The organism is Bradyrhizobium sp. BR14999 (assembly GCF_056106085.1).
In genome coordinates, this window is record NZ_CM148536.1 from 3,683,872 (window position 1) to 3,706,552 (window position 22,681).

Here is a 22,681-nt window from a genome sequence, read left to right on the forward strand (position 1 = left end):
CATGCAAGGAGGGTGTGTTCCCCGGCCTTGGCCGGGAACTTACCGGAGCCAGGACGGGAACCGGAGGGACGCAATTGAATTAACCTGCGATAGGATAATTGCGGACCCTTCTGATGATGACGGCTGATCGTTTCGCGGATTCCATCTCTACGGCGCTTCGTCATCCCGGCGTGATCGCACTGATCGTGGCGGGCGTGACGATTGCAGCGATGCTGATCGTCGACCACGGCCCTTGGAGCCGCGCCAAGACCCAGCCGGCCCATATCGCGATGTACGCGACCACCGGGGAAGCTGCGCGCGCCGCGGGCGCTGCTGTGCTTCCGACCGAACCGAAGTCGCCGGTCGAGCCGGCACGGCCGGGGCCGAAGACGTCGTCGACCGTCAATCCCGTGACACCGTAGCCTTATCGACGTTGATCTCGCGCTCTTCCGGTTCTCCTTCGTCCCTCTCATCAGCCGATCACGGACGAGCCGAGCAGGGCGAGGACGGCGAGCGCCATCAGTGCGGTGCCGAGCCAGCCGAGCGCGATCAGCCATGAGCGGGCCTTGAAGCGGCCCATGATCGTACTGCTCGAGACGATCAGCATCATCATCGCCATGATCGGGACGGCGACGATGCCGTTGAGCACCGCGCTCCACACCAGCATGTGTATCGAGTCGATCCCGGTGAAGCCGAGGCCGAAACCGATGATGGTTGCGGCCGCGATGATCGTATAGAAGCCGACTGCCTTCTCGGGCTTCGCCTCCAGCGTGGCGCGCCAGCCGAAGATCTCGGCGACGCCGTAAGCCGCCGAGCCCGCCAGCACCGGGATCGCCAGGAGGCCCGTGCCGATGATGCCGAGCGCGAACAGCGCGAACGTGAAGTCGCCGGCGAGCGGCCGCAGCGCTTCGGCGGCCTCCGTCGCCGAATGGATCTTGGTCACGCCGTTGGCATTCAGCACCGCTGCGGTGGTCAGGATGATGAAGAAGGCGATGCCGTTGGACAGCAGCATGCCGGAGATGGTGTCGGCCCGGATGCGCGCGAGCACGGGATCGCCGCCGCTCGGCAGATCGCGCAGCGGCCTGTCGTGCTTGCCCTGGTTCATCTCCTCGACCTCCTGCGAGGCCTGCCAGAAGAACAGATAAGGGCTGATGGTGGTGCCGAGTACGGCGACGACCATCAGAAAATAGTCGGCGCTGACATTCGCCTTGGGCCACACCGCGGCGAGCAGCGCCGTGCTCCACGGGATCTGCACGGTGAAGGCGGTGGCGACATAGGCAAACAGCGCCAGCGTGAGGAATTTCAGCACCGGCGAATAGCGGCGATAGGGCAGGAAGACCTCAAGCAGGGTCGAGCCTGCCGCGAAGATCAGCGCGTGTTCGTGGTGGAGCCCGCCGATCACGAGCGCGAGCGCCTCCGCCATCGCCGCGATATCGGCCGCGATGTTGAACGTGTTGGCGACGACGAGCATGGACACGAGCGCGAGCACCGCCCAGCGCGGCGCCAGCTGCATGACGTTGGCGGCAAGCCCCTTGCCGGTGACCCGGCCGATCCGGGCGCTAACGAGTTGAATCGCGATCATGAACGGCGTGGTCAGAAACACCGTCCACAGCAGCCCGTAGCCGAATTGCGCGCCGGCCTGCGAATAGGTGGCGATGCCCGATGGATCGTCGTCGGCCGCGCCGGTGATCAGGCCCGGCCCCAGTCTTTTCAGCAGCACCGGCACGGACTTGGTCGAGGCGTCGACGCTGCCATGCTTGGCGGGGCGGTGTTTTGATCGGGTCGACAGGGGCAGGCCTTCCGCAATTTCGAAATCAACGATTAAGCCCGATTATAGCCGGAAAGTTCCCGCAGAGGGGGGCGTGTGGATTTGATTCTGATAATACGAATTTCGTTTGACCCGTCGGGCAAAACAGGTGTAGAGTGTCATCATCGCAGAAATAGCCGATGTGCGCGCCGTCCCCGGCCGCGGGCTTTCTGTTGCGGCGCGATGTCTTGTGTTCGCCTGGCCCGCTCGCAGGTCCGGAAGCCAAGTCGTGGCCGGGTGCTATTTGATGCTGACGAACATGCCCCAGGCGGCGGCCAGCGCTGCGCCCGCGAAGACGAGCACCGGATTGTCGCAGAACGCGCTGCCATAGCGGCACACGTCTGCGCCGAACTGGCCGAGCTCGTGACGGCCCGCGGAGTAGAACAGTCCCGACAGCCCCAGCAATGCAGCGGCGACGTAGTACATCGGTGGTCTCTCCGAATCTGTCCCGATTGCGTCCTTCGCAACCGGAGCAAAGCGACATGTCCCAGCATGGCGCGAAGAGCTTTCATTCCGCCAAATCCGATGTGGTGGATTTAGATAAAGTTTGACGGTTAGTGCCAATTTTTCCCGACGCGGCTTGGGACATCGACTCATTCGCGCAGGCAATGGGACGCTATCCGCCCAAAACCAGACCTACTATGCTCACCTTGAGTTTTGCCGAATTTGACTGATTCTGTTGAAAAAGGCCGGCAGTATTTCGTTGTAGTAGCTCCGTCGCAACGTCGCCGAACTGCTCTACCGACCTATGCGAGGCTCGGGGTGGGCATCCGGATCAGCTTGGCCATCTTTCGAAGGTTTTGGGCGGTGGCTGCGAGGATGAACTCGTCACGCGCGCCGGGACCTCGTAAACGCAAACGGTCGAGCTTGAGAATGCGCGTAACGGTGGCGGTGCGCTTTGAGAGATGCCTACCATGGGATGCAGCCAAGGCAAACCCGTCCTTAAGCGTGAGGGCGGCCGCCGGCGAGATGGAGATCGCCGCAAGTAGACGCGACCTGCATAGCGCCATCGCATGTGCAGGGTCCGAACGCGACGGCCTGGCTCCGCCGAGCAAGCTCGCTGAGGGCATGGGAAGGATCTCGATGCGCAAGCGTCGGGATTTCTCGCCTATGTCCTCTGCTCTAACCTTCACCACCAAGCAAGGCCGGGAGAGATCGAGAGGAAGTAAGTAGAGAGCTTGGAATGAACAGAAGGTGGGGGTACCAAAAAGTCTATAACCTTCTCTCCGGGACCGGTCTTCCTGGTTCGTGCGCAAAATTCCGGAATTAAATACAAAAAGCCACCGGCCTGGGACGCAGGTGCGGCGAGCTATGACCCAAAGCGACATTGAGCTCATAGCGAAGTTCCACACGCACAATAGAAGTTGCAACGTCCAGCAGGTTTATAAGAAAAAGCCGGAAGATCTTCCTGGATTTTGTGCTGCCAAGCAGCCAGCCGAAAGGAATATCCTGAAGAGTTGGCAAGTCCTGGTGCTCCCATGGGAGGTTGAGCCGATTCGGAGGAATTCGTTCCATGGACGAAGATATCCTACACAAATTGGAGGGGCGCCTCGGACCGCTCCATGCGAGACAGCGATTGGCTATCGAGACGGTTCATGAGGCGCAGATCTTCGGCCACGGCCTTCTCTCCTTTCACATAGAGAACTGGTATCCGTTCCACTCTGTCGTCCGAAATGCACTCAAGCTGACTGGTCTCTACTGGCGCGGACGCCGAAATACAGAAAGCATTCTCGTCAAACGGAATGATGTTGTGTTCAAGGAGCTGCCACAGCTTTTCGACGGCTTCACCATACTCCACCTTAGCGACATGCACGTGGATATGAATGAAGCTGCCATGCAGCGCCTTATCGAACTCGTCGGCGACATGCGCTACGATCTATGTGTCCTAACCGGGGACTATCGGGGGAAGAATCTTGGACCGTTTGAGGCTACCTTGAACGGCGTTGCACGAGTGCGAGCTCATCTAAAGGAGCCCGTTTACGGGGTTCTAGGCGACCACGATACCATCCAAATGGTTCCGGGGCTGGAAGCCATGGGAATACATATACTGCTTAACGAGAGCGAGGTGATCGTGCGCGGCGATCAGCAAATCTATCTAGCCGGAATCGATGACGCTCATTGCTTGAAGGCCGACGATATCGAAAAGGCTGCGTTGCAGATACCGTTTGGCGAGTTCTCCATCTTACTGTCACACACACCGGAGGTTTATCATCCGGCGGCTCATGCCGGTTTTAATTTGTTGCTGAGCGGGCATACGCACGGCGGGCAGATCTGTCTGCCAGGATCTATTCCGATCATACTTGATGCAGTATTGCCTCGACAGATGGGGGCAGGAGCTTGGCGGTATCATGACATGGCCGGCTACACCTCTGTCGGTGCTGGATCGAGCGTCGTTCCTGTTCGCCTCAACTGTCCACCAGAAATCACCCTGCACTGCCTTCGTTCGGGCTAACGGCGGGCTAATATGGTTCGTCACGCAGGTGGACCCGGAATAGAAAACGAGACAGAATTACCGCGCCAATAAAAAAGATCCCGACGCCAAGCGCGACGTCTGCGATCGTCAATGAAAGTGCGCCGCGGCATGCCAGCATCGGAAATACGGATTCGGGAATCTGATCGAGCCCGAGTGCCTGGCTGCTGGGCGGAGAGTTTAGGCGGCGCTTCACGAAGCTGGAGAACAAATCGCCCGCCATAGCCGCAACCGCTACGATTGCACCAATCGTCAGATCCAGACCGATAACAGGGGCGCTTGCTGTCGTCACGAGGAATGAAATCAAGATACCGCGGATGGTCTTCGATGGTCCAAACAACGGCCGGCCATCAAAAAATGTGGTGCCGGCATCCAGCGGAAAGGAAAAACGTGAGCCAAAAATCTTCTTCGCAACGATCGGTGTGCCGTTCGCCAACGTCATTAAAACCAACAATTGCAGAATATGCACAAGTTGCATTTCTTCAGCTTAGCTTATAGTTGCATCCGCCAGGGTCGGGCTGATTCTGGCCTCATGGGAATACGCTATATCTACCTGAAGGCCGATCAAGGGGGCTAGCTGGTGGACGAAGACATTCTGCGCAAACTCGAGATCCGTCTCGGACCGCTCCACGCCCGCCAGCGATTGGGAATTGAGCGAGATCATGAAGCTCAGGTGTTTGGCCAGGGCCTCACATTCTTTCACCTCGAAAACTCATCCTGGGCCGAGTGGATCATTCGAAATGTTCTGCGGGCAACGGGGCTTTATTGGCGTGCACGCCAGAATGCAGAACGCATTCTTGTCAGGCGGAATGACTTGAGGTTCGAGAAATTACCGGTCCTCTTTGAGGGCTTCACCATTCTCCACATTAGCGACCTTCACGTGGATATGAATGAAGTTGCCATGAACAGACTCATCGAGCTCGTTAGCAGCATGCAGTACGATGTGTGTGTCCTGACTGGCGATTATCGGGGGCGAACTTTTGGGCCCTTCCAGCCCGCGCTGGATGGTGTAGCGCGATTGGGAAATCATCTGAAACAGCCAATCTACGCCGTGCTCGGCAACCACGATACGATTCAGATGGTTCCGGGGCTCGAAGCCATGGGCATTCGCGTGCTGCTCAATGAATGCGAAACAATCGTTCGTAGGGACCAACGGATCTATCTGGCGGGAATCGACGATGCACATTTCTACAGAGTGGATAACATCGAAAAAGCCGCTCTCGCGATACCCCGCGGTCAATTCTCGATCTTGTTGTCTCACACGCCGGAGGTTTATCGCCAGGCTGCCCATGCCAATTTTGATCTCATGCTGAGCGGACACACCCACGGCGGTCAGATTTGTCTCCCAGGATCCATTCCAATCAAGCTCGAGGCGGTGCTGCCAAGACGGATGGGGGCGGGGCCTTGGCAATACGGCGATATGGCCGGCTATACTTCCGTTGGTGCGGGCTCGAGCGTAGTCCCCGTGCGCCTCAATTGCCCGCCGGAAATAACCTTGCACCATTTACGTCGCACCTGACGCTCACCTAAGACGGTTCATCACGTACATGAGCCTGAAACAAGAGTCGGGGAGAGAAGTAGCTCGCCGAAGCGAAAACACCTCAACACCCGAGGCAGCTTTCGGCAACCGACTTTCCTTCTAAAGTCGCCGATGGCATCGGTGAGAGAGGAAAGCGAACTGCCCTCGAGTCTCAAAAGGCGGATGCAGAAATTGCGCGAGCTGGACGAGTCGCCGTCCATTGTTCCCAGCGGAAACGAGCGGTTCTCGTAACCAACACGCGACTGCTCGCACAGATCAGCTAAAATGGAAGTGAGTATTACCTCGCCAGCAAGCGCGATTGTGATCGATGCGCACTGAAGTCCCCGTGTTGCCCCAAGCAGCCTTCGCCGAGGGTGCCGCGCTCAATCTATGTGAGCGCTCGGGACATGGTGCGCCGGATCGCAAGGTCGTGGGAAGGAGGCACCTCGCGACAAGTGAAGGTCTCGGCCTAACACCGCTTGGAACTGAAACATTCCCGAGATCGGGGGGTTGGCTATTGGGCTTCGGGGCTTCGCAACGTGCGAGGCGCGCCATGACCCCTCTTCCGGTGGGTGATGTGTTTCTCACGGTCGCAATCATGGCCGTGACCTTCGCGGCCGAGATCGGCCTTTTCATCTTGATCGGGATGTTCTGAATGGAGCACTCATCCCTTGATAGGACACCTCGCGCCGGAAAGGACGCCTTAATTCCGGCTCAAATTTCTCAAAGTCCCCGGCAACCATCGGCCCCGTTCGGCGTCATGCTCAATTGCGGAGCGCGCGATGGACGACAATGAGCAACAGCAAGAGCTTCAAGACCAGATCAGGGGCTACCGCATGATGGAGCGTGACATCACTGATCCGCTCGCACTTGGCCTCCTGCACGACATCGTCGCAGAATTAGAAGCCGCGCTGCGGTCTGCCAACGAATAGCGAACCCCCGCGATGTGCATCTTCCTGAAACGTTGTCGCAGCCGTTTACTGCTAGATCGCCCGGCAGTGCGCCTTGGCTCTAAAAGCAGGGCTGCGGGGGGCGCTTAGTTATGAGGGTGGGCGATGGCGGAGGACAAAAGCATGCAGTTGCCCGAGCAAACGACGCACGACGCGCAACGCCGATGCCCCGCTTGTGCAGTTATTCCGACATTGCTCCACTCAATCGCCGATCCGCACAGCGGTCGGATGATCCGCGTGTTCCGGTGCCGATGTGGCGAGCTCATCTGGGACGATTAGCTGCCACGAGCTCGATTGGGACCCCTAAGGCGACCACCCTCGAAATGGGAAAGGCAGCGCGCGCCGCTGATGTCGAAGGTCAATTCTCAACAAGCTTGATAGTCGAGAGTGGCCATCTTCCATAATGACCTTTGATCGAAATGCGAAGCCCATGCAGTTCATCTCGCCAAACGTTCTCGACGGTGCGTGCCTTTCCATCGGTAAGGACGACGGCTTTGTCGATCAATTCGGCTTGCGCCCACCGTACTCATTCAAAATTCTTGGCGCACAGCGTTTCACCGATGGCATTGCTCGTCCACGTTCGGCGACCCATCTGCGGCTCAACGGCGAGATTTGTTCCCATGCTCGCTCCCGGGGACGATTGACGGTGAGCGCTCCTCCGATCTGCGTTTGAGCCTCTCCGGTTGGTCCGGCTCAGGCTTTAACGCCGCACGCAATTTCTCGCCGATTTCTTTGGCAATTGCTCGGCTGTGTTTGTGGTCTATGTCGATGCGGCGGGGCACAACGGACCTCCGTGCCTACCCCTTTCTCGCAGCTTCTCCGCCTGCGAGCACGGCTGCCCTCCACTAGTGGAACCGGAGACCGCCGTTTTTGCCTATCTGCGCGAGCGCTTGCATTTAGAACAGCGGGCCGGTGGCCCCGACCTTTGGCTATCCCGCGACATGCGCCGAGCTAGAATCGGCGAGCGACGGTCTCGTGTTCTTCCAAAGCCTTGGCAGGCGCTTCGTTCCTTTGGGATCGCGACGCCGGGCCTCCATTCGAACGAGGAAACGAACAGCACTCGGAACGATTTCTAAGAGCACCCGGTTAGTTCTTGGCTATGAAGGGAGGGACAAGATGAGAATCGAATATCTCGCTGCGGTTGCAATAGCTGTTCTTGTCGCCTGTGCCGGGCTGGCTGTCAATTCTCTCGGCCCGCTGCCTTCCGAAAAGCAGTCCGCGCCGAACATGCAAGTGGGCAGACCGACTGGCTGCCTCGGTCGATCCATTCTTGCTTCGGTCTGGTGGCTAACAGACGACGTTGCAGCCAACGGTGCTTGCATCCACTGGTAAGTTGTTTCGCGCTGTAGTTGGATATTTATTCGCGGAGCAGCGCTCTTAAGTTGTTTGACGAAATTCTGCTGAAACAGAAGGCTGCTATAATCTCTTTTAGGTAATCGGCCCTGTTCCTTTTTGCACCGACAAGCCAGCCAATCGCTCTTTGAGTTTTTGAATTGGCTCAGCCTGTAAATGGGCTCACATCGGACAGCCATCGCCGGGGCCACGATTATCCGAAATCCGTGCTGGAAATTATCTCTAGTGATACTCAAACGATGGGGGTATCCATGCCCGCCATATTCGACCTGCTCTATCACGAATATTGCCGCGCCCGCCTTGCCGAAATGCGGAAACAGCTTCTGATCGCGCGTGAAACTCCGCAAGTCTCACAATCGGATTATGATCCTGCTGATCACAGTAGCGTTGGTAGGACGGACACGCAGCACGAATTCAGCTACGGCGCGCCGAATTGAAGCGGTCGCGAGACGTGGGCTCTTCGCCGCAGTAACTAACCAAGCGGCGATGGCTCGGGATACCCATTTGCGTGCGGACTAAGATTGTAACTGCGCAGTACTTCATCTCGGTTGTGAGGGCTCAACTCATGACGAAACACTTTTCGAAGCGCATTATGATCGATGTGCTTGTAGTCGCCATATCTTTGATGACAATCACGATTGCAGCGGCATCGTTGGGCGAGCCCATTGTTGCAGGGATTGCTGCTTCTATTCCGGGCCCATTCCATCTTGCGACGGAATGGACACTTGCAGGTGCCGGGCCGAGCAAACCGACGCTCGCCCGCGCGCCAACGGGTTGTCGGCTTCGATCTGCTCCTCTGCAATGGAAGGTGGACTGGCTTTTCGGGCCGCCTGTGGCTCCCTTACGATGAATCCCCGCCCAGGGCCGCCGACCGCTGCCCTTGAGGCTTAACGGAAAGGGTAAGCCGACGATTTGCTCGCGTTCGCCGCGCCGTCGTCCTCGGCTATGTCGAAGATCTTGACTGCCTGTGAAGTAGCTTACATCCCTTCGCTCGCGGCGCGCGCTAATGTGAAGAAAGGTTCTTACCTTGACGGAGACCTCCAATGCTTGCAGCAATCAAATGGAACTCCCGACATAGTGCTCGCGAATGGGTAATGATGGCTGTGGCGCTTGTCGTCCGCACACAGGCAAACCGGCAGAACGGCGAAAGGAAGCAAAAGCAGCCACTCTGGAAGCAGTTCGACGACACCCATCATTGGGACTCAACCGCGGAGGAATGGGTCCCCAACCCAGACCGACCGACTTCCTAAATACCTGCGAACGACGGGGGTGTCGGACAGGGCGATGGAATTTCTGTCAGCAAGACTGGCGGGATATCCAATCGGCGAGTCCAACGATTGGGGACCGACTGCTTGCCAGTCTGATCGGACGAGTGGCTTACCCCATCCACGCGTGCATTGCATGGTCGGTCCCGACGAATCCTTTGGCTTGGCCTCCCAGCAATTGCTTTGAGCCTGGCTGCAGTTCCCGTCGCGTTCTGCAGTGGCGTTACCCTGTCTTGCCAACATGATCCACGAACGGTTGATGTCGGATAATGGCCCCGTGGCCGCTCAATCGGACGCAGCGATGTCTGCCTCTGGGAGATGAGCCGACCGTCTCCGGTAAGCTCCCGAGGGCGGCCTTTGACCCTGGCTGTTCTCTAATTCCGGGCGTGAGGTCAAGCTCTCCTTGAACATCCTTGCCGGGTCCATGGTTCTCTCCGCGGTAGGGGCGTGCCCTCCGCATGATGGCGTAAGGTGACGTTAGCGGATCAATGTGTGAAGCGCGCTTTGCCCTTTCGAGCACCGCAAAGCCAGGGGCGATCTCACCAACGCCAGCGTCCCGGCAGGGACGTTCGCTCCCGCTGTTCGGCGGGAACTCGTTATCCTTTATGCAGGCTGATCAGCAGCATCCTTTGATGACCATTTAAATTCGGTACCATCGATCCACATCCGATGCAGAATGACAGCAAGTTTTCGGGCAACCGCAACCTTGGCTTTGCGTAGCCCGCTTCGTTTCGCAAGCCGAATGCCCCACGCTTTGAGTGCTGACCATTTTGCTGCGCGTGTGAGCAGCACATTGGCCGCCTCGTAGAGGTAACTTCGTAGCATCTTATCGCCGCATTTCGAGATTCGGCCCGTCCAGTCAATCTCGCCGGATGCGTATCGGCGGGTCGTTAGCCCTGCGTAGGCTCCGACGCTTCGTGATCTCTTGAAGCGAGCGGGGTCATCGACCGTCGCAAGGTAGCAAAGGGCCGTGACCGGGCCGATGCCAGGAGCCGTCATGAACCGTCGCACCTGAGCGTTGTTGCGAGCCAGCCGCAGCACCTTGCGGTCAAGGTCCACAATCTGTTGCTCGACGGCCTCGCGTGCCTTCAGCAATGGATCTACAGCGGCAAAAAGCTCTGACCGATCCCCCGCCAACTGCGCGGCACGCACAGCAAACATATTCATCTTTGCTCGTCCGATGACAAGCCCAAGATTCTTGAGGAGCCCCCGGATTTGATTTTCGATATCCCGCTTGATCCTGACGAGCAGAGCTCGACTGACAAGAAGGGCTTTGGTCGCATGACTATCGAGATCCTTGACGCAAACCTCCTTGTACCAACCACATTGCATGATACGCGCTATGCCAGCAGCGTCATTTCGGTCGCTCTTGTTGATCTGCATCTTCAGAACCGCCTTCGCATGCCTGGCGTCAATGCAGATAACGGGTAACCCGATCTTATTCAGCTCGGTCCACAGCCATGTCGACGTTGCTCCGGTCTCGAGTCCAATCCGAACGACGTGTGGCGCGTGCAATTTGATGAACGTCGCGATCGCCTCCGGGTCAGACGTAACCACCCCTTCGCGCTCGACCTTTCCTGTCCGATCGACGATGCAGATCGAAGTTAGTTTCAGTGACACGTCTAATCCGACATAGTGCTCCATTACCTCTCTCCGTCATTGCAAGGCCCTGAGGTAGGCCTCGTCGAGTCCTGGAGAGCTGATTCCCAGAGCCTGAGTATGGCTCCGAGCCCGGAATTACCCCATGTGTGAAAACGCTGCGCTTGATGTGATTCGCGCGATATGATTCCCGCACGATTTGCGGGGGGCTGGAATGAAGCGCTTCGTTGCGGAGGCGGATCGTGGGCAATCGACGCTATTGCCCGAGTGCCTCGATGATTTCATTGACGAGAGCAACCCTGTTCGCGTGATCGACGTGTTTGTCGATGCGCTCGATTTGGCCGAGCTAAGCTTCGAGGGGGTGAAGCCGGCGGCGACCGGTCGGCCGTCATACCATCCCTCGGTTCTCCTGAAGCTTTACATCTACGGCTATCTGAACCGGGTGCAGTCGAGCCGGCGGCTCGAACGAGAGGCCGGACGCAATGTCGAGACCATGTGGCTGCTGGGCCGGCTCGCACCTGATCACAAGACGATCGCGGACTTCCGCAAAGACAATGGCCTGGCGCTCCGCAAGGTATGCGCACGCTTCGTCGAACTCTGCCGTGAAATGGGTCTCCTCGCGACGTCGAGCGTCGCCATCGATGGCAGCAAGTTCAAAGCTGTGAACAACCGGGACAAGAACTTCACACGCGCGAAGGTGGAGCGGCGGCGCGCGCAGCTGGAGGAGAGCGTCGCGCGCTATCTGAGCCAACTGGACACGGCCGACCGGCAGGAGCCGAGCGAGGCGTTGGCCGCCAAGGTGACGAGGCTAACCGAGAAGCTGACGAAGCTGAGGGAGGAAATGGGCAAGCTTGCCGTCTACGAGAAGCAGATGCTTGCGTCACCCGATCAGCAAATCTCGTTGACCGATCCCGACAGCCGTTCGATGGCGACAAGCGGCCGGGGCTCCGGCACCGTTGGCTACAACGTGCAGGTCGCCGTCGACACCGAGCACCATCTGATCGTAGCGCACGAGGTGACGAACAGCGGCTCAGATCGGGCACAACTCGCCAATATGGCCAGGCAGGCGAAGGCTGTTCTCGAGACCGAGACGCTCGAAGCTGTAGCCGATCGCGGCTACTTCAACAGCCCGGAGATCCTCGCGTGCCACGAGGCCGGCATCACCGTAACTCTGCCCAAGCCGCTGACGTCGGGTGCCAAATCGGAGGGGCGCTTCGGTAAGCAGGACTTTGCCTATTTGCCAGAGGAGGACGCCTATCGCTGTCCGGCTGGGGAGCGATTGCCGTATCGCTACACAAACGAAGAAGACGGCAAGATGCTGCGGCGCTACTGGACCACTGCCTGTCAAAGTTGTTCGCTCAAATCGCAGTGCACGACAGGACCAGAGCGGCGAATTACACGCTGGGAGCACGAGCATCTGCTTGAGGCTGTGCAGCAGCGCCTTGACGCAAACCCAGAAGCCATGCGTCAGCGTCGGGAGACGGTCGAGCATCCGTTCGGCACGATGAAGGCCCGCATGGGAGCGACACACCTCCTCACCAAAACGCTCCCAAAAGTAGCGGCCGAGATGGCACTCTCGGTCTTGGCCTATAATCTTACACGGGTCATGAACATCGTCGGGGCCAAGCCACTGATCACTGCGATCGCGGCCTGAGACAGGCGCGGTTCCTAGCTTCCGGACCGATGCCCTTTGAAGCCGTTTTCACACGGGTGCGCCGGGAGACCGGCAAGGAGTAGGTGGTGCAAGTCCACTACGATGAAGGAATAGCGAACCGCATCGACCCCGAGCCGTGCGCAGGTATCCGCGAGGATGTCGGCGAAGCGTCGGTAGGGGGACGTGCAGGCCAACCATTGAGCCGCGATAGAAAAGTGATCCCGGGTGCCGACGCTGTCTGTGTAGCGGAAGGCAACATGCTCAAGAGCGTCATCGCAAGCGCTTGGGTAACCCGGCGTGGTCGAAGAACTTGGCATGCACGCACGCTCCCTGCACGGGAACCGGGAGGTCTCCGGGTTGGCCGAAAGCCCCTCTGGGTAGACGGTCCGCGACGGGAAGGCGAGGAGCCGTAGCCGTCGATGCACGATCCGGAGAAGTCTGACTCTGCCGTAGTAGCTGGGAAGTCGCCGAACAAAGCCGGGCCACCGGCGGCGGAGGCGGCGGAGCAAAGGGCAGGGACCAAGGGGAATGCGGATCAGCAAAGCACGCACCGGACGCAGACCCGGGCGCGCGTGACCCAGGCGCTGAGCCGCGTACGGCAAGCCGCAAGGCAAAGGAAGAAGGAGCGGTTCACCGCGCTTCTCCATCAGGTCAACGTCGACACGCTCCAGGTGGCATTCTACGCGCTCAAACGCAAAGCTGCCGCTGGAGTCGATGGGGTGACCTGGCAGGACTACGAAGTGAACCTTGAGCGCAATCTCGAGGATCTCCACGGAAGAGTCCACCGAGGAGCGTATCGGCCTCATCCATCGCGTCGGACATACATACCGAAGGCGGATGGCCGACAACGGCCGCTGGCGATCGCGGCCCTGGAGGACAAGATCGTCCAGGGCGCTTGCGCCATGGTGCTCAACGCCATCTACGAGGAGGATTTCCTCGGGTTCTCGTACGGGTTCCGACCTGGACGAGGGCCGCACGATGCGCTGGACGCCTTGGCGGTGGCGGTCACCAGCCGGAAGGTGAACCACATACTTGACGCCGACATCCGGGACTTCTTTGGCAGCGTCAACCATGACTGGTTGATCCGCTTCCTGGAGCACCGCATCGGCGACAAGCGCATCATCCGTCTGATCCGTAAATGGCTCAAGGCGGGCATCCTCGAAGACGGGATCGTATCCGTAGCTGACAGTGGGACTGGCCAAGGTTCGGTGATCTCACCACTCCTCGCCAACATCTACCTGCACTACGTGTTCGACCTGTGGGCCGATCGCTGGCGACGGCAAGAGGCCCGCGGCGGCATGATCGTCGTGCGCTATGCAGATGATCTGGTCGCAGGCTTCGAGCATGAGGACGACTCCCGTCGATTCCTTGATGCACTGCGTGAGCGGTTCGGGGCATTCTCGCTGTCGCTCCATCCGGGCAAGACCCGCTTGATTGAGTTCGGACGCCATGCGGCAGTCGAGCGCAAGAAGCGTGGCATCAGTAGACCGGAGACCTTCGCGTTCTTGGGCTTCACCTTCATCTGCGGGAAATCTCGACGGGGTGCCTTCCAACTACAGCGGAAGACCCGGCGCGACCGCATGCGGGCGAAGCTGCAGGAAATCAAGGCGGAGCTGCGGCAAAGAATGCATCAGCCTATCCCGTCTCAGGGACACTGGCTGAGGCAAGTCGTTACAGGCCACTTCGCCTATTATGCCGTGCCCACAAATAGTCGGGCGCTCTCAGCGTTCCGGCATTACGTGGCCGACCTCTGGCGCCGCACGCTTCGGCGGCGCAGCCAGAAAGACGGCTTCACGTGGGAGCGAATGACGAAGTTGGTCGCCGACTGGCTTCCCGCGCCGCGCATCCTTCATCCATGGCCCGACCGGCGCTTCGCCGTTAAACACCCGAGGTAAGAGCCGGATGCTCGAATCGGGCTTGTCCGGATTCTGTGCGGGGGGTGTCCAGCAATGGGCATCCCTACCGCGATCCAGGGTCATTAGCGTTGTTTTGAAGGTCGGCTTGTTATTTCCGATCTGTCGTCAACTTCAGACATGTCGCTGCGCTGGCCGACGTTATGTGCCAACAACTGACCTTCGTTTTGATTTGCGTTAGCTTACGCAAGTCCCGCGATGATCTTGTCAACGTCCGCTTCCGCGAACACCTTGACCGAAGTCGTTCGTACGTTACCGATGGCGACCAGCGACAAGAGAAACTTGGCCATGGCCTCATCGTCGGTGGCCTCGGCGTGGATGATGAGGTCATATGTTCCCATGGCGAGATAGCCGGCCTTGATGTCAACGCCAAACTTTTTGCCCAACTCCCTGGCGGCCGCTCGACGCTGCGGCATGTCCTTGATGGTCCGAACACCTTGCTCGGTGAAATTGCAGAGAAGCATGTACGTGGACATGGCGATTCTCCTTTGACAAAGAAGCAATGGACTTAACGGGTCCACGTCGTGGATTATGCCACACTGCCTGACCCCGCCCAACCACCAAGATCCCCTCAGGGTCGCTCGAAGCGGCTAGGGGTCATTTTCGACCGAATTGGGCTATCCGCGTGGCGTCCGGTTTAGCGCCGTTAGCAGCCAAAGTGCGGACTACCCTCAACTTCGGAAATATTCAGGCGTCGCGCAAACCGTCGCTAAGGGTCGATTCCGTTGAAAAAGTCCCATGTGGCGCGCACGCCTATTTTCTAAGGTGCTACCGGTGCGGTCGACGCCGTTAGACACGGGGGACCACGTCAATCTACACTGGATCGCTCTGCGGTCTTCCTAGCTTTGCCGTGAAGGCTTTTCTTTCGGAGTTCGCCCTGAGCTGATTTCAGCAAGATTTTTGCGCTGGTACTATTTTCGACTTTTTCAACAGTATCGGCCCGAACGCGAAGTCCGGGCCAAGCCGCTCCTCGTCGGCTCATCAGGGTGGACAAGGCCACGGCCGACAGCTCTGACCTTCGGCACCACGCACTTTCCTTCATCCGCCTTGAGTGGTCTTGATTCTGCCGGTGGCGATGGGGCGGGCTTGAAAAACGCTGTCAGCGGCGGCAATCTCGGCCTGATTGAGGCTTCGATCTGACGAATCTCGGCTTATGCCGACCGATACGAGGATCGACGATGAAGCAGCGGCCGACAGTGTGGCTTGCCGTTGTTGCGGGCGTGGTCCTGGTGCTTGCTGTCGCCTGGGCCGCCATCCTCTGGACGCGCCCAGAGCCTATTCGCATCGCATTCGCCAATTCGCTCTCTGGCCCGTCCGCCCCGGCCGGGGCGGAAAGCCTGGTCGCGACGCAGCTTGCAATCGACGAGGTGAATGCCAAGGGGGGTGTCAACGGACGGCTGATTGAGCTCGTTCTGTTCGACGACGCAAGCAATCCAGCCGTGGCGCGCGCGAATGCGCAGGCGATTGCCGACAGCCCGTGCGTCGCTGTGCTCGGACATTATCTCAGCTCCGCGTCGCTCGCGGCGGCGCCGATATATAAGGATGCGCGGATACCGGCACTCACGGGAAGCTCGGCTGCCGACGATCTGACAAACAACAGTGAATATTATTTTCGCGCGCTGTCGCCGGTCTCCGTGCAGGCGCGCTCGATCGCGGAACATCTGCGCGCCGTGATGAGGGAGCCAAAAGTCCGTCTCGTTCACACGCGCGATTCCTACGGCAAGAGTTTTGAGCGTGGATTTGCGACGGCCTATCCGGCGGAGCAGTTGCGTGTGTTCGGACTGGACGTCGCAGCCGGTCAGATCGGATCGACGGATGAGGCGCTGGACGCTGCCGCGCAGGAGCCCGGGCCCGGTGTTATTGTCGTCGGCGCGGCGACCGATTTTAGCGCAGACATCGTCAAGGCGCTCCGCCGCCGCGGCATCAAGGGAATGATCATTGCATCCCAAGCCGCGGCCCGCGAAAGCTATTTGCAGAATTTCGCCAATGAGCCCGAGGAAAACGCGCAGCCGGGTTTCTTCAGCGAGAATCTGTATGCTGCTTCCTCGCTGATGTTCGACAGTGCCGGCGTGGCAGCGCAGGTCTTTGCCGCCGACTACAAAGCGAAAGCGGGAACCTTGCCAAGCTGGGTTGCCGGCGGCTCGTATGACGCTGCGCGCCTGATGATCGATGCGCTAAAACGAGCTGCCGTACATCCCCGGTTTATGGGGCAGGGGATTCAGAAACGATCCGACAGCAAGGTTGCAGATCGCGACCGTCTGCGCGTCGCGCTCGCCGCGATCGACGATCCGAAATCGGCGGTCGTCGGGCTGACTGGGCGGCTCTATTTCAACGGGAACCGCGACATTCCGCGCCCGATTCGACTGGGTTTCTTCCGTTACGGTTTGTTCGTCACTGCGCCGCTGCAACTCGTGCGCATCGATCAGCCCAAAGGAATCGATCTCGCCGCGGAACGAGAGGAGGGCCATGTCGTCACGTTCGGCGACCGACACTACTGGATACAGCGCGTCGTTTATACCGGCATCGACATTATTCGCGTCAATCGGATCGACGTGAAACTGAATTCGTTCAGTGTCGACTTCTATCTTTGGATGCGGTTCGCCGGCGACGATGAGGCGCAGACGCATGTCGAATTTCCGGCCTTGGCGGATCGCGGGGCGTTCGATCCGGCTCGGCCAATTCAGGCTGGACGAGAAGACGGCCTGAGCTATCGGCTCTATCGCATCAGCGGCGATTTCAAGGCTCGTTTCGATCTCCATGATTATCCATTCGACACGCAGCAACTGCGCCTGCATCTCCAGAATACGGAACAGCGTCGCGAACTCATCACCTACGTCATCGATCGGTTCGGCTTGCGCCTCGCCGATGATGGAAGCTCGCGGGCCGAGGACGGGGCCTATTCCGGACTTCAGCTCTGGCGATTTCTCGGACTGAACTATTTTGCCGAATCTCAGTCCAGCGGATCGACGCTCGGAAAGGCGTCTTTGTTTGGTGCCGAGGCAATGACGGAATTCGCAGGCTTCGATGCGACCATCATGCTGCGCCGCAGCTCCGCCATCTACATGCTGAAGAACCTGCTGCCGCTGTTTCTGCTCGTGCTCGTCGTGTTCGCGACGCTGTTCTTTCCCGAAACCATGTTTCGTGAACGCGTGACGATTCCAGTGACCTCGATCCTGGCGAGCGCGGTGCTGCTCGTGACGGTCGCCAGTCAGGTCGGCGATGTCGGATACACGGTGGTAGTCGAAGAGATGTTCTACATTTTCTTCATACTATGCCTGATGACGATATTGGCGGGCTACAAACATGAAAAACTTCGAGACGCCGGCCGAAAGCGCGCCGCTATTATTTTGGATCACGCAGCGCGGGTCATTTATGCCGGGACGGCACTCGCTGTAATCGTCGTGCTCTACCGGCGTTATGCCGTGTGAGGCAAGCGTGGATACCTCGCCGGTCCGCCACACCTTCTTGAAGTTCGCAGCATGGGTCCGGATCTGGCCCTTCGCGACCAATCGCGCGGCACGGGGAAAAGTCCGAAGTCGAGGTGAGACCAGAAGTCACCCGCTAACGCTCAAACCGACGCTCATGCCCCGATCCGGAAGTTGGCGTCAGGGCAACGACAGGCCCGGCGTCTCCAATGCCAGCCATCCACCGTTATCAGTTGTGGGGTCATCCTGCGGATCGGACGCCTCGTGGATCGACATCTCGGTTCGCGGCGACGCAGTCGATCTCGCCGCGCGAGATACCGATATCGTGGAGCGCCATGTCGCCCAGGCGGACAAGTTGGCCTTTAGCCATCGGCGTTCGTGCCTTTCGCGAAGGGCGGCGCGGTAATTGGCGAGCAGGTTCAGCCCAAGTCGAACCGGCGCGAGGGTTTGTCTCGATGCGGACAGGCAGAGCCTGAAGATAGAAATCATAGGCCGTAAGGTTGTTCGGCCGCCGTCGCGTCGCCAACGCAATTTCCGTTTGAAGCAATTTCGGCTCAATGGCCGAGACGACAGCAACGGCGACTTCGTCCTAGAGGGCGAACACGTCCGTTAGGTCGCGCTCCTGTCGGCCCAGATGTGCGCGCCTGTCACCGCATCGATTCTAATAACCCACCTCGCCCCGCAAAGGGGCGAGGTGCTGAGGCTCAGGAGCCCTCGAACTTGAACGATACGTTGAGCTTGGCGCGATAGGCCTCAACCTTTCCTTTGTCATCCAGTTGCATATCGAGCTTGACGACCTCTGCGATGCGAAGATCCCGGAGAGATTTTGCAGCTTGCTCGACCGCATTGGCGGCCGCCTTCTCCCATGAGTCGCTGCTGGTACCGGGGAGGTTGAGACACGCAGCGCATCGGAGGGGCAGCGCCGGGCCGATTGGCGGAAGGCCGAGCTGGCGGCCGAGCGCTTTCGTGCCGCATGTGATCACGCTGATGCCTTCGCCGTGCCACGTTCTGCACCAGATCGCGAGCGTTAATCGAGGTACCAAAGATCATAAGGCACGGCGGATGTAACCGGCCTGATGATCTAGAAGGGCCCCGACGTGCCAGCGTCGGGGCCCTTTCGAGTCTCGTGGAGGCGGTCATCCAGAGTTCCGTCAGCCTAGGCCAACTCAATTAAAGGTCTGAAGCCTTAGTTTCAGCGCGCCATCCGCTTGGCGCTCGAATACGTGCACGGCCATGCCGCTCAAGGGTGTCGGCTTACCCTCCTTGTCCTTGCCCGTGGCGCTCCATTTAGCCGAGGCAAAGATAACCTTGTCGTCTCCCCCAGCGTCGATGACCTCCAGCTTATGGCCTGTCACGCCCGCGGCGAAGAGGCCGTCCCAGAACTTCTCGATCTCCGCTGGACCGGACGAGACTTGGTGTGTAGGCGGCAGCAGCTTAGCGGTCGAGACATAGTCCGCAGCAAGTGCCTTCGCATCTTTCTTGTTGAAAGCGGCATCCCATGCCGCGTACGCTTTCTCTACATCGCTCTTAGCATCGGCGGCGAACGATATTGCCGGCGCGGTGAGCATACAAATGACCAATACTGATGCTTGGATAAGACGCATAAAAATCTCCTCTGTTTAAGTCGGCGAACAAACGAGAGACCTACCCGTTACTTTGGGATCCACATCACTCTTATCACCTCACTTTCACGCCGCCTCGCTATGCCAAAAGCTATGGACCTCTCGCGATAAGCTAAGGGATCGCGCGCCCAAAATCGCGACATATCGGTCAGAGCAAAACCATTCCAACCTAGTCGCGCTTACGTCCGCACAACTGTCTGATCTCCCGGATCAGCTCAGACGGCTCGACGGGCTTTTCCAACCACCGCACGCTTCGAAAGCGGTCGGTCAACACCTCGGGGCCGTAGCCGGTCGCAAAGACAAAGGGGATGCTCTCCGCGCAGATCGACATCAAGAACAGCAACGTCAATGCCGCCATTTGCAACTTGATCGTTCGCCTCTGAGAGTTCGGCAATAGGGCCGACTACTATCGCGCCGTGCGCCTTCAAGTCCTCGGCCAAATCACTAGCCAAAAAGTATTCATCTTCGACAACCAGAACCCGGTAACCAGCCAGCTTATCGATCGCGGGATGCGTGAGCCCTTCCGGCCCTACATCGGCGGCCTCAGTCCCGGCGATGCGAGCCATTTGTCAATCTCCGGACCCGGTACGGCCTGTTCGGCTTTCGCATGCGTGCGTGCATTTCGCGAAAACAGCAGCCGTGCGGCACGGCAGCCCCTGTCGGCGATGTCCAGTAGCACCGCTCTCATTGTCGGCTTCCGCCGTCGCATGGACTTGCTCCTCAGACCTTCGAAACAAGACGCTACGCTTGGGGGAACATGGCGATGTCACTATTGATGGCCGGAGCCAGCTTTTCGCGCCGGTAGCATTCGAAAGCGGTAGGTTCTCGTTCCGTCGCGGGAACATTACAAATCCATCCCGCCGCCCCGTGTAACACTACGTTCCGGCCAGCCGGACTATCATGCTGGCCGCGTGGCGCATGCCACGGCGCCCGCCCATCGGACCGCCGGCCACATTCCCTCTCCGCTACGAAGGCCGGTTGGCCCGAGGGGGCACGCTTCGCCTAGGCTGGCCATGTAGCCGAACGACCTCTTGTCAGGCTGCTGAGGTTATGAGGCCCGGGCACTACTCCGGACCTCGCCTGGCGCATCGGACTCTCGTTCTGGGCGTTACGATCTCTACTCGGCTGCTTTACAATTCCCGCTTCATCGCTGGGTGACTACGGTTCTTCACTTTGACCCAGTACTTACTCCGTCCGGCCTGATACGGGCGGTCCCGCCGCTTCGACACCAGCCCTTCAAGTCCCAGTTTGCAGGCAGCTCGAAACAGGTCAGGCCCAAGCTCGCCACGTTCGAAGGGACTGACGAAGACGCCTTCAGGACGGCGCGCCAGCAGGCGCTCCAAGTTCGCCTTTCGCATCGACAGCGGGAGCATGCGGAGGTCGTCACGCCCTTCGGCGAGGATATCGAAGGCGCAGAACTGCACTTCGTGATCGTGCTTGCGCGAGTGGAGCGCATTAAAATCTGAGATGCCATCGACGCCCAGTACGACCGCCTCGCCATCGAGCACGAAGTGCTTCTGGCGAACCTTGCGGGCGGCCTCGACTATCCAGGGGTAGCGGCTGGTCCAATTTGTAGCCGCCGCGCGTGATCAGGCGCGCACGGTCGCCATCACGCTCCAGGCGGAGGCGATACCCATCGTATTTCACTTCATGAAGCCAATCGGCCGTCCGGGACCGTTATGCCCCTGGTCGGCAGGCAAAATTCAAATAAAAGCATGCGGGAAAAATAGGCATTTGCCGCCTGAATACGAGATGGAGCTTGGGCAACCGGCCACAAGCTGGCGGCCTGCTCTACGGCCTTGGCGGCAGATCAGGGGTAATTTCGCTACCGGCGCTCTCTCCGATAGCTTGCTCCACTGCCTATAGCGCGACAATCAGGATGAGAGCGGAGTCTCACCCTGATCGCCGCCGCGCAACTGCCGATGTGCCGATGCGAGCACAGCAAGGTGTTCGGCCAATCTGGCAAACAACTCACGCTTTTTGGGGTCGGTTGCCAAATCTCGAATAAGGGCGCACTCAGCGGCGTCTCGCCGACGCTTCTCTAGCTGGGCCTGCATGTCTTTCATTTGCGGCCTCATGTTCCCTTGTGGGAACGTTACAAATACTTGTTCCAGGTCACAAGTGAACAAGCGAAATCGCCGAAGTGGACTAGCGTCCAATTGCATGGCGCACCTCCTCACGCGCCAGCCGTCGGACCGCCTGCCCCCTGTTGCCCCTCCAGCCCCTAAGGAGGGCAGGCTGGTCCGAGGGGGCTTTGCGCAGCATCAAAGCGAGATCCTGGTCCCCGGATAGGCTGGACACGTAGCCGAACAGCCTGTTGTCGGGCTGCTGAGGTTATGAGGCCCCGGGGCTCCGAGGCACGCCTGGCCTCGTTTTCATGCTCTTACCGACTGCTTGGGCGAGATCATTGGAGGCTCGACATGTGCACCAAAGATTGTGCCGACCATCTCAACGCAACCGTGCGCTATGCCCTAGAAACAACCCGTGCAATCGCAGTCTGCCCGTTCCATGCTGATGTCATCGTCCGCGTATGCGACGATGCAGTCGACAGCCACGCCTTTGAGCGTGCCAAGAGGATCGTCAAGAGCGACGGCACGCACTGGGAGACGCAAGACCTCAGGGAAGAAATCGCCCGGCAGCTGAACATAGCGGCAGATGGTGAGTGTCCTCTTTGCGCTTCACATTGAACTTACGCAACGGCGCAGAGACAAGCGAAACAGTTCGTTAGCTTTCTTGTGACTAGCTAAGCGCGTGCCGATTACCGCCGATTGCGGCACATTGGAATGGGAATGCCGGCCCCGGCTGTTTAACCCCATCCTGCGGCTGGGGCCGTTTTTGAACTTTCGCAGCATTGTTCAACCCGGTCACAACCATGTTTAGAGGCATCGCTATCGCGCTATTTGGAATGGGCATCTTTTCTCAGCTTGATCGCGCGCTTTTCTATGGCCGCAATACCGACGCGGCACTCAGGCTGATGCACGAGATTGGCCGAGGCTTTGGGCTGTAGGTCTCAGGCGTTGCTCGGCATTTCCCTGGTCTAGCCATGCCGCACCTTCCGAACCCCAAGCCCGTTCGTCCCGGTCCTGGTCCTGAACAGCGACTGCGTGAATTGCAGCGTGCGGTAT

The 22,681-nt window shown here is 59.0% G+C and carries 20 protein-coding genes and 2 pseudogenes; 9 read left to right on the forward strand and 13 right to left on the reverse strand.

The window, feature by feature from the left end; translation table 11 throughout:
• The first annotated feature begins 116 nt into the window (after positions 1-116).
• Positions 117-401 carry a hypothetical protein gene (locus ACR9YP_RS16960; protein ID WP_370989784.1) on the forward strand — a complete coding sequence of 95 codons (285 nt, stop codon included), beginning with the start codon at positions 117-119 and terminating at the stop codon, positions 399-401.
• Positions 402-451: 50 nt separating this feature from the next.
• Here the strand turns inward: ACR9YP_RS16960 and ACR9YP_RS16965 are convergent, their stop codons facing one another.
• The 4 genes and pseudogenes from ACR9YP_RS16965 to ACR9YP_RS16980 all read right to left on the reverse strand — a co-directional run bounded on the left by ACR9YP_RS16965 (position 452) and on the right by ACR9YP_RS16980 (position 3,301).
• Positions 452-1,699: an NRAMP family divalent metal transporter gene (locus ACR9YP_RS16965; RefSeq protein ID WP_474220481.1), complete on the reverse strand. Its 1,248-nt coding sequence runs from the start codon at positions 1,697-1,699 to the stop codon at positions 452-454.
• Between the two features lie 327 nt (positions 1,700-2,026).
• Positions 2,027-2,212, reverse strand: a complete 186-nt coding sequence (locus ACR9YP_RS16970; RefSeq protein ID WP_091897192.1) for a hypothetical protein — start codon at positions 2,210-2,212, stop codon at positions 2,027-2,029.
• A gap of 320 nt (positions 2,213-2,532) precedes the next feature.
• Positions 2,533-2,676: pseudogene (locus tag ACR9YP_RS16975) on the reverse strand (IS5/IS1182 family transposase); the annotation flags it as partial.
• A 376-nt stretch (positions 2,677-3,052) separates the two neighbouring features.
• Positions 3,053-3,301, reverse strand: a complete 249-nt coding sequence (locus ACR9YP_RS16980; RefSeq protein WP_474220482.1) for a hypothetical protein — start codon at positions 3,299-3,301, stop codon at positions 3,053-3,055.
• On the opposite strand from ACR9YP_RS16980, the gene ACR9YP_RS16985 reads away from it, so the two are divergent.
• Positions 3,300-4,238, forward strand: a complete 939-nt coding sequence (locus ACR9YP_RS16985; protein WP_474220483.1) for a metallophosphoesterase — start codon at positions 3,300-3,302, stop codon at positions 4,236-4,238. The genes ACR9YP_RS16980 and ACR9YP_RS16985 overlap by 2 nt on opposite strands.
• 7 nt (positions 4,239-4,245) lie before the next feature.
• On the opposite strand, the gene ACR9YP_RS16990 is transcribed toward ACR9YP_RS16985, so the two are convergent.
• Positions 4,246-4,734, reverse strand: a complete 489-nt coding sequence (locus tag ACR9YP_RS16990) for a CDP-archaeol synthase (protein ID WP_438106591.1) — start codon at positions 4,732-4,734, stop codon at positions 4,246-4,248.
• A gap of 102 nt (positions 4,735-4,836) precedes the next feature.
• Here ACR9YP_RS16990 and ACR9YP_RS16995 point away from each other — a divergent pair, with 102 nt between their 5' ends.
• Together ACR9YP_RS16995 and ACR9YP_RS17000 are read left to right on the forward strand one after the other, a co-directional pair.
• Positions 4,837-5,775 carry a metallophosphoesterase gene (locus ACR9YP_RS16995; RefSeq protein WP_474220484.1) on the forward strand — a complete coding sequence of 313 codons (939 nt, stop codon included), beginning with the start codon at positions 4,837-4,839 and terminating at the stop codon, positions 5,773-5,775.
• Between the two features lie 782 nt (positions 5,776-6,557).
• On the forward strand, positions 6,558-6,707 hold the full coding sequence (locus ACR9YP_RS17000) for a hypothetical protein (protein ID WP_438106594.1): 150 nt from the start codon (positions 6,558-6,560) through the stop codon (positions 6,705-6,707).
• A 376-nt stretch (positions 6,708-7,083) separates the two neighbouring features.
• Here the strand turns inward: ACR9YP_RS17000 and ACR9YP_RS17005 are convergent.
• Positions 7,084-7,242, reverse strand: a pseudogene (locus ACR9YP_RS17005) (PRC-barrel domain containing protein); the annotation flags it as partial.
• A 976-nt stretch (positions 7,243-8,218) separates the two neighbouring features.
• Here ACR9YP_RS17005 and ACR9YP_RS17010 point away from each other — a divergent pair.
• Positions 8,219-8,515, forward strand: a complete 297-nt coding sequence (locus ACR9YP_RS17010) for a hypothetical protein (RefSeq protein WP_438106598.1) — start codon at positions 8,219-8,221, stop codon at positions 8,513-8,515.
• Positions 8,516-9,946: 1,431 nt separating this feature from the next.
• On the opposite strand, the gene ACR9YP_RS17015 is transcribed toward ACR9YP_RS17010, so the two are convergent.
• Positions 9,947-10,987: an IS110 family RNA-guided transposase gene (locus tag ACR9YP_RS17015; protein ID WP_474220485.1), complete on the reverse strand. Its 1,041-nt coding sequence runs from the start codon at positions 10,985-10,987 to the stop codon at positions 9,947-9,949.
• 169 nt (positions 10,988-11,156) lie between these two features.
• Between ACR9YP_RS17015 and ACR9YP_RS17020 the strand changes: the two genes are divergently transcribed.
• Complete coding sequence (locus ACR9YP_RS17020; RefSeq protein WP_474220486.1) at positions 11,157-12,596, forward strand: IS1182 family transposase; 1,440 nt, start codon at positions 11,157-11,159, stop codon at positions 12,594-12,596.
• A 419-nt stretch (positions 12,597-13,015) separates the two neighbouring features.
• On the forward strand, positions 13,016-14,491 hold the full coding sequence (ltrA, locus tag ACR9YP_RS17025; RefSeq protein ID WP_474220487.1) for a group II intron reverse transcriptase/maturase: 1,476 nt from the start codon (positions 13,016-13,018) through the stop codon (positions 14,489-14,491).
• Between the two features lie 200 nt (positions 14,492-14,691).
• Here the strand turns inward: ltrA and ACR9YP_RS17030 are convergent, their stop codons facing one another.
• Positions 14,692-14,985, reverse strand: a complete 294-nt coding sequence (locus ACR9YP_RS17030; RefSeq protein WP_474220488.1) for a GYD domain-containing protein — start codon at positions 14,983-14,985, stop codon at positions 14,692-14,694.
• Positions 14,986-15,687: 702 nt separating this feature from the next.
• Between ACR9YP_RS17030 and ACR9YP_RS17035 the strand changes: the two genes are divergently transcribed.
• Complete coding sequence (locus ACR9YP_RS17035) at positions 15,688-17,937, forward strand: ABC transporter substrate-binding protein (RefSeq protein ID WP_176946161.1); 2,250 nt, start codon at positions 15,688-15,690, stop codon at positions 17,935-17,937.
• Positions 17,938-18,638: 701 nt separating this feature from the next.
• Here the strand turns inward: ACR9YP_RS17035 and ACR9YP_RS17040 are convergent.
• The 5 genes from ACR9YP_RS17040 to ACR9YP_RS17060 form a co-directional block, all read right to left on the reverse strand.
• Complete coding sequence (locus ACR9YP_RS17040; protein WP_244551443.1) at positions 18,639-18,917, reverse strand: dodecin family protein; 279 nt, start codon at positions 18,915-18,917, stop codon at positions 18,639-18,641.
• A gap of 183 nt (positions 18,918-19,100) precedes the next feature.
• Positions 19,101-19,538: a YybH family protein gene (locus ACR9YP_RS17045; RefSeq protein ID WP_091898887.1), complete on the reverse strand. Its 438-nt coding sequence runs from the start codon at positions 19,536-19,538 to the stop codon at positions 19,101-19,103.
• A 233-nt stretch (positions 19,539-19,771) separates the two neighbouring features.
• The gene (locus ACR9YP_RS17050) at positions 19,772-20,122 is read right to left on the reverse strand and encodes a response regulator (protein WP_244551444.1); all 351 of its coding nucleotides are present in this window, start codon (positions 20,120-20,122) and stop codon (positions 19,772-19,774) included.
• A 564-nt stretch (positions 20,123-20,686) separates the two neighbouring features.
• On the reverse strand, positions 20,687-21,103 hold the full coding sequence (locus ACR9YP_RS17055; protein ID WP_474221069.1) for an ATP-dependent DNA ligase: 417 nt from the start codon (positions 21,101-21,103) through the stop codon (positions 20,687-20,689).
• Between the two features lie 327 nt (positions 21,104-21,430).
• Positions 21,431-21,622 (reverse strand): hypothetical protein, encoded by a 192-nt coding sequence (locus tag ACR9YP_RS17060; protein WP_474220489.1) that lies wholly within the window; start codon positions 21,620-21,622, stop codon positions 21,431-21,433.
• Positions 21,623-21,976: 354 nt separating this feature from the next.
• Between ACR9YP_RS17060 and ACR9YP_RS17065 the strand changes: the two genes are divergently transcribed.
• Positions 21,977-22,243: a hypothetical protein gene (locus tag ACR9YP_RS17065; RefSeq protein WP_474220490.1), complete on the forward strand. Its 267-nt coding sequence runs from the start codon at positions 21,977-21,979 to the stop codon at positions 22,241-22,243.
• The last annotated feature ends 438 nt before the right edge of the window (positions 22,244-22,681 follow it).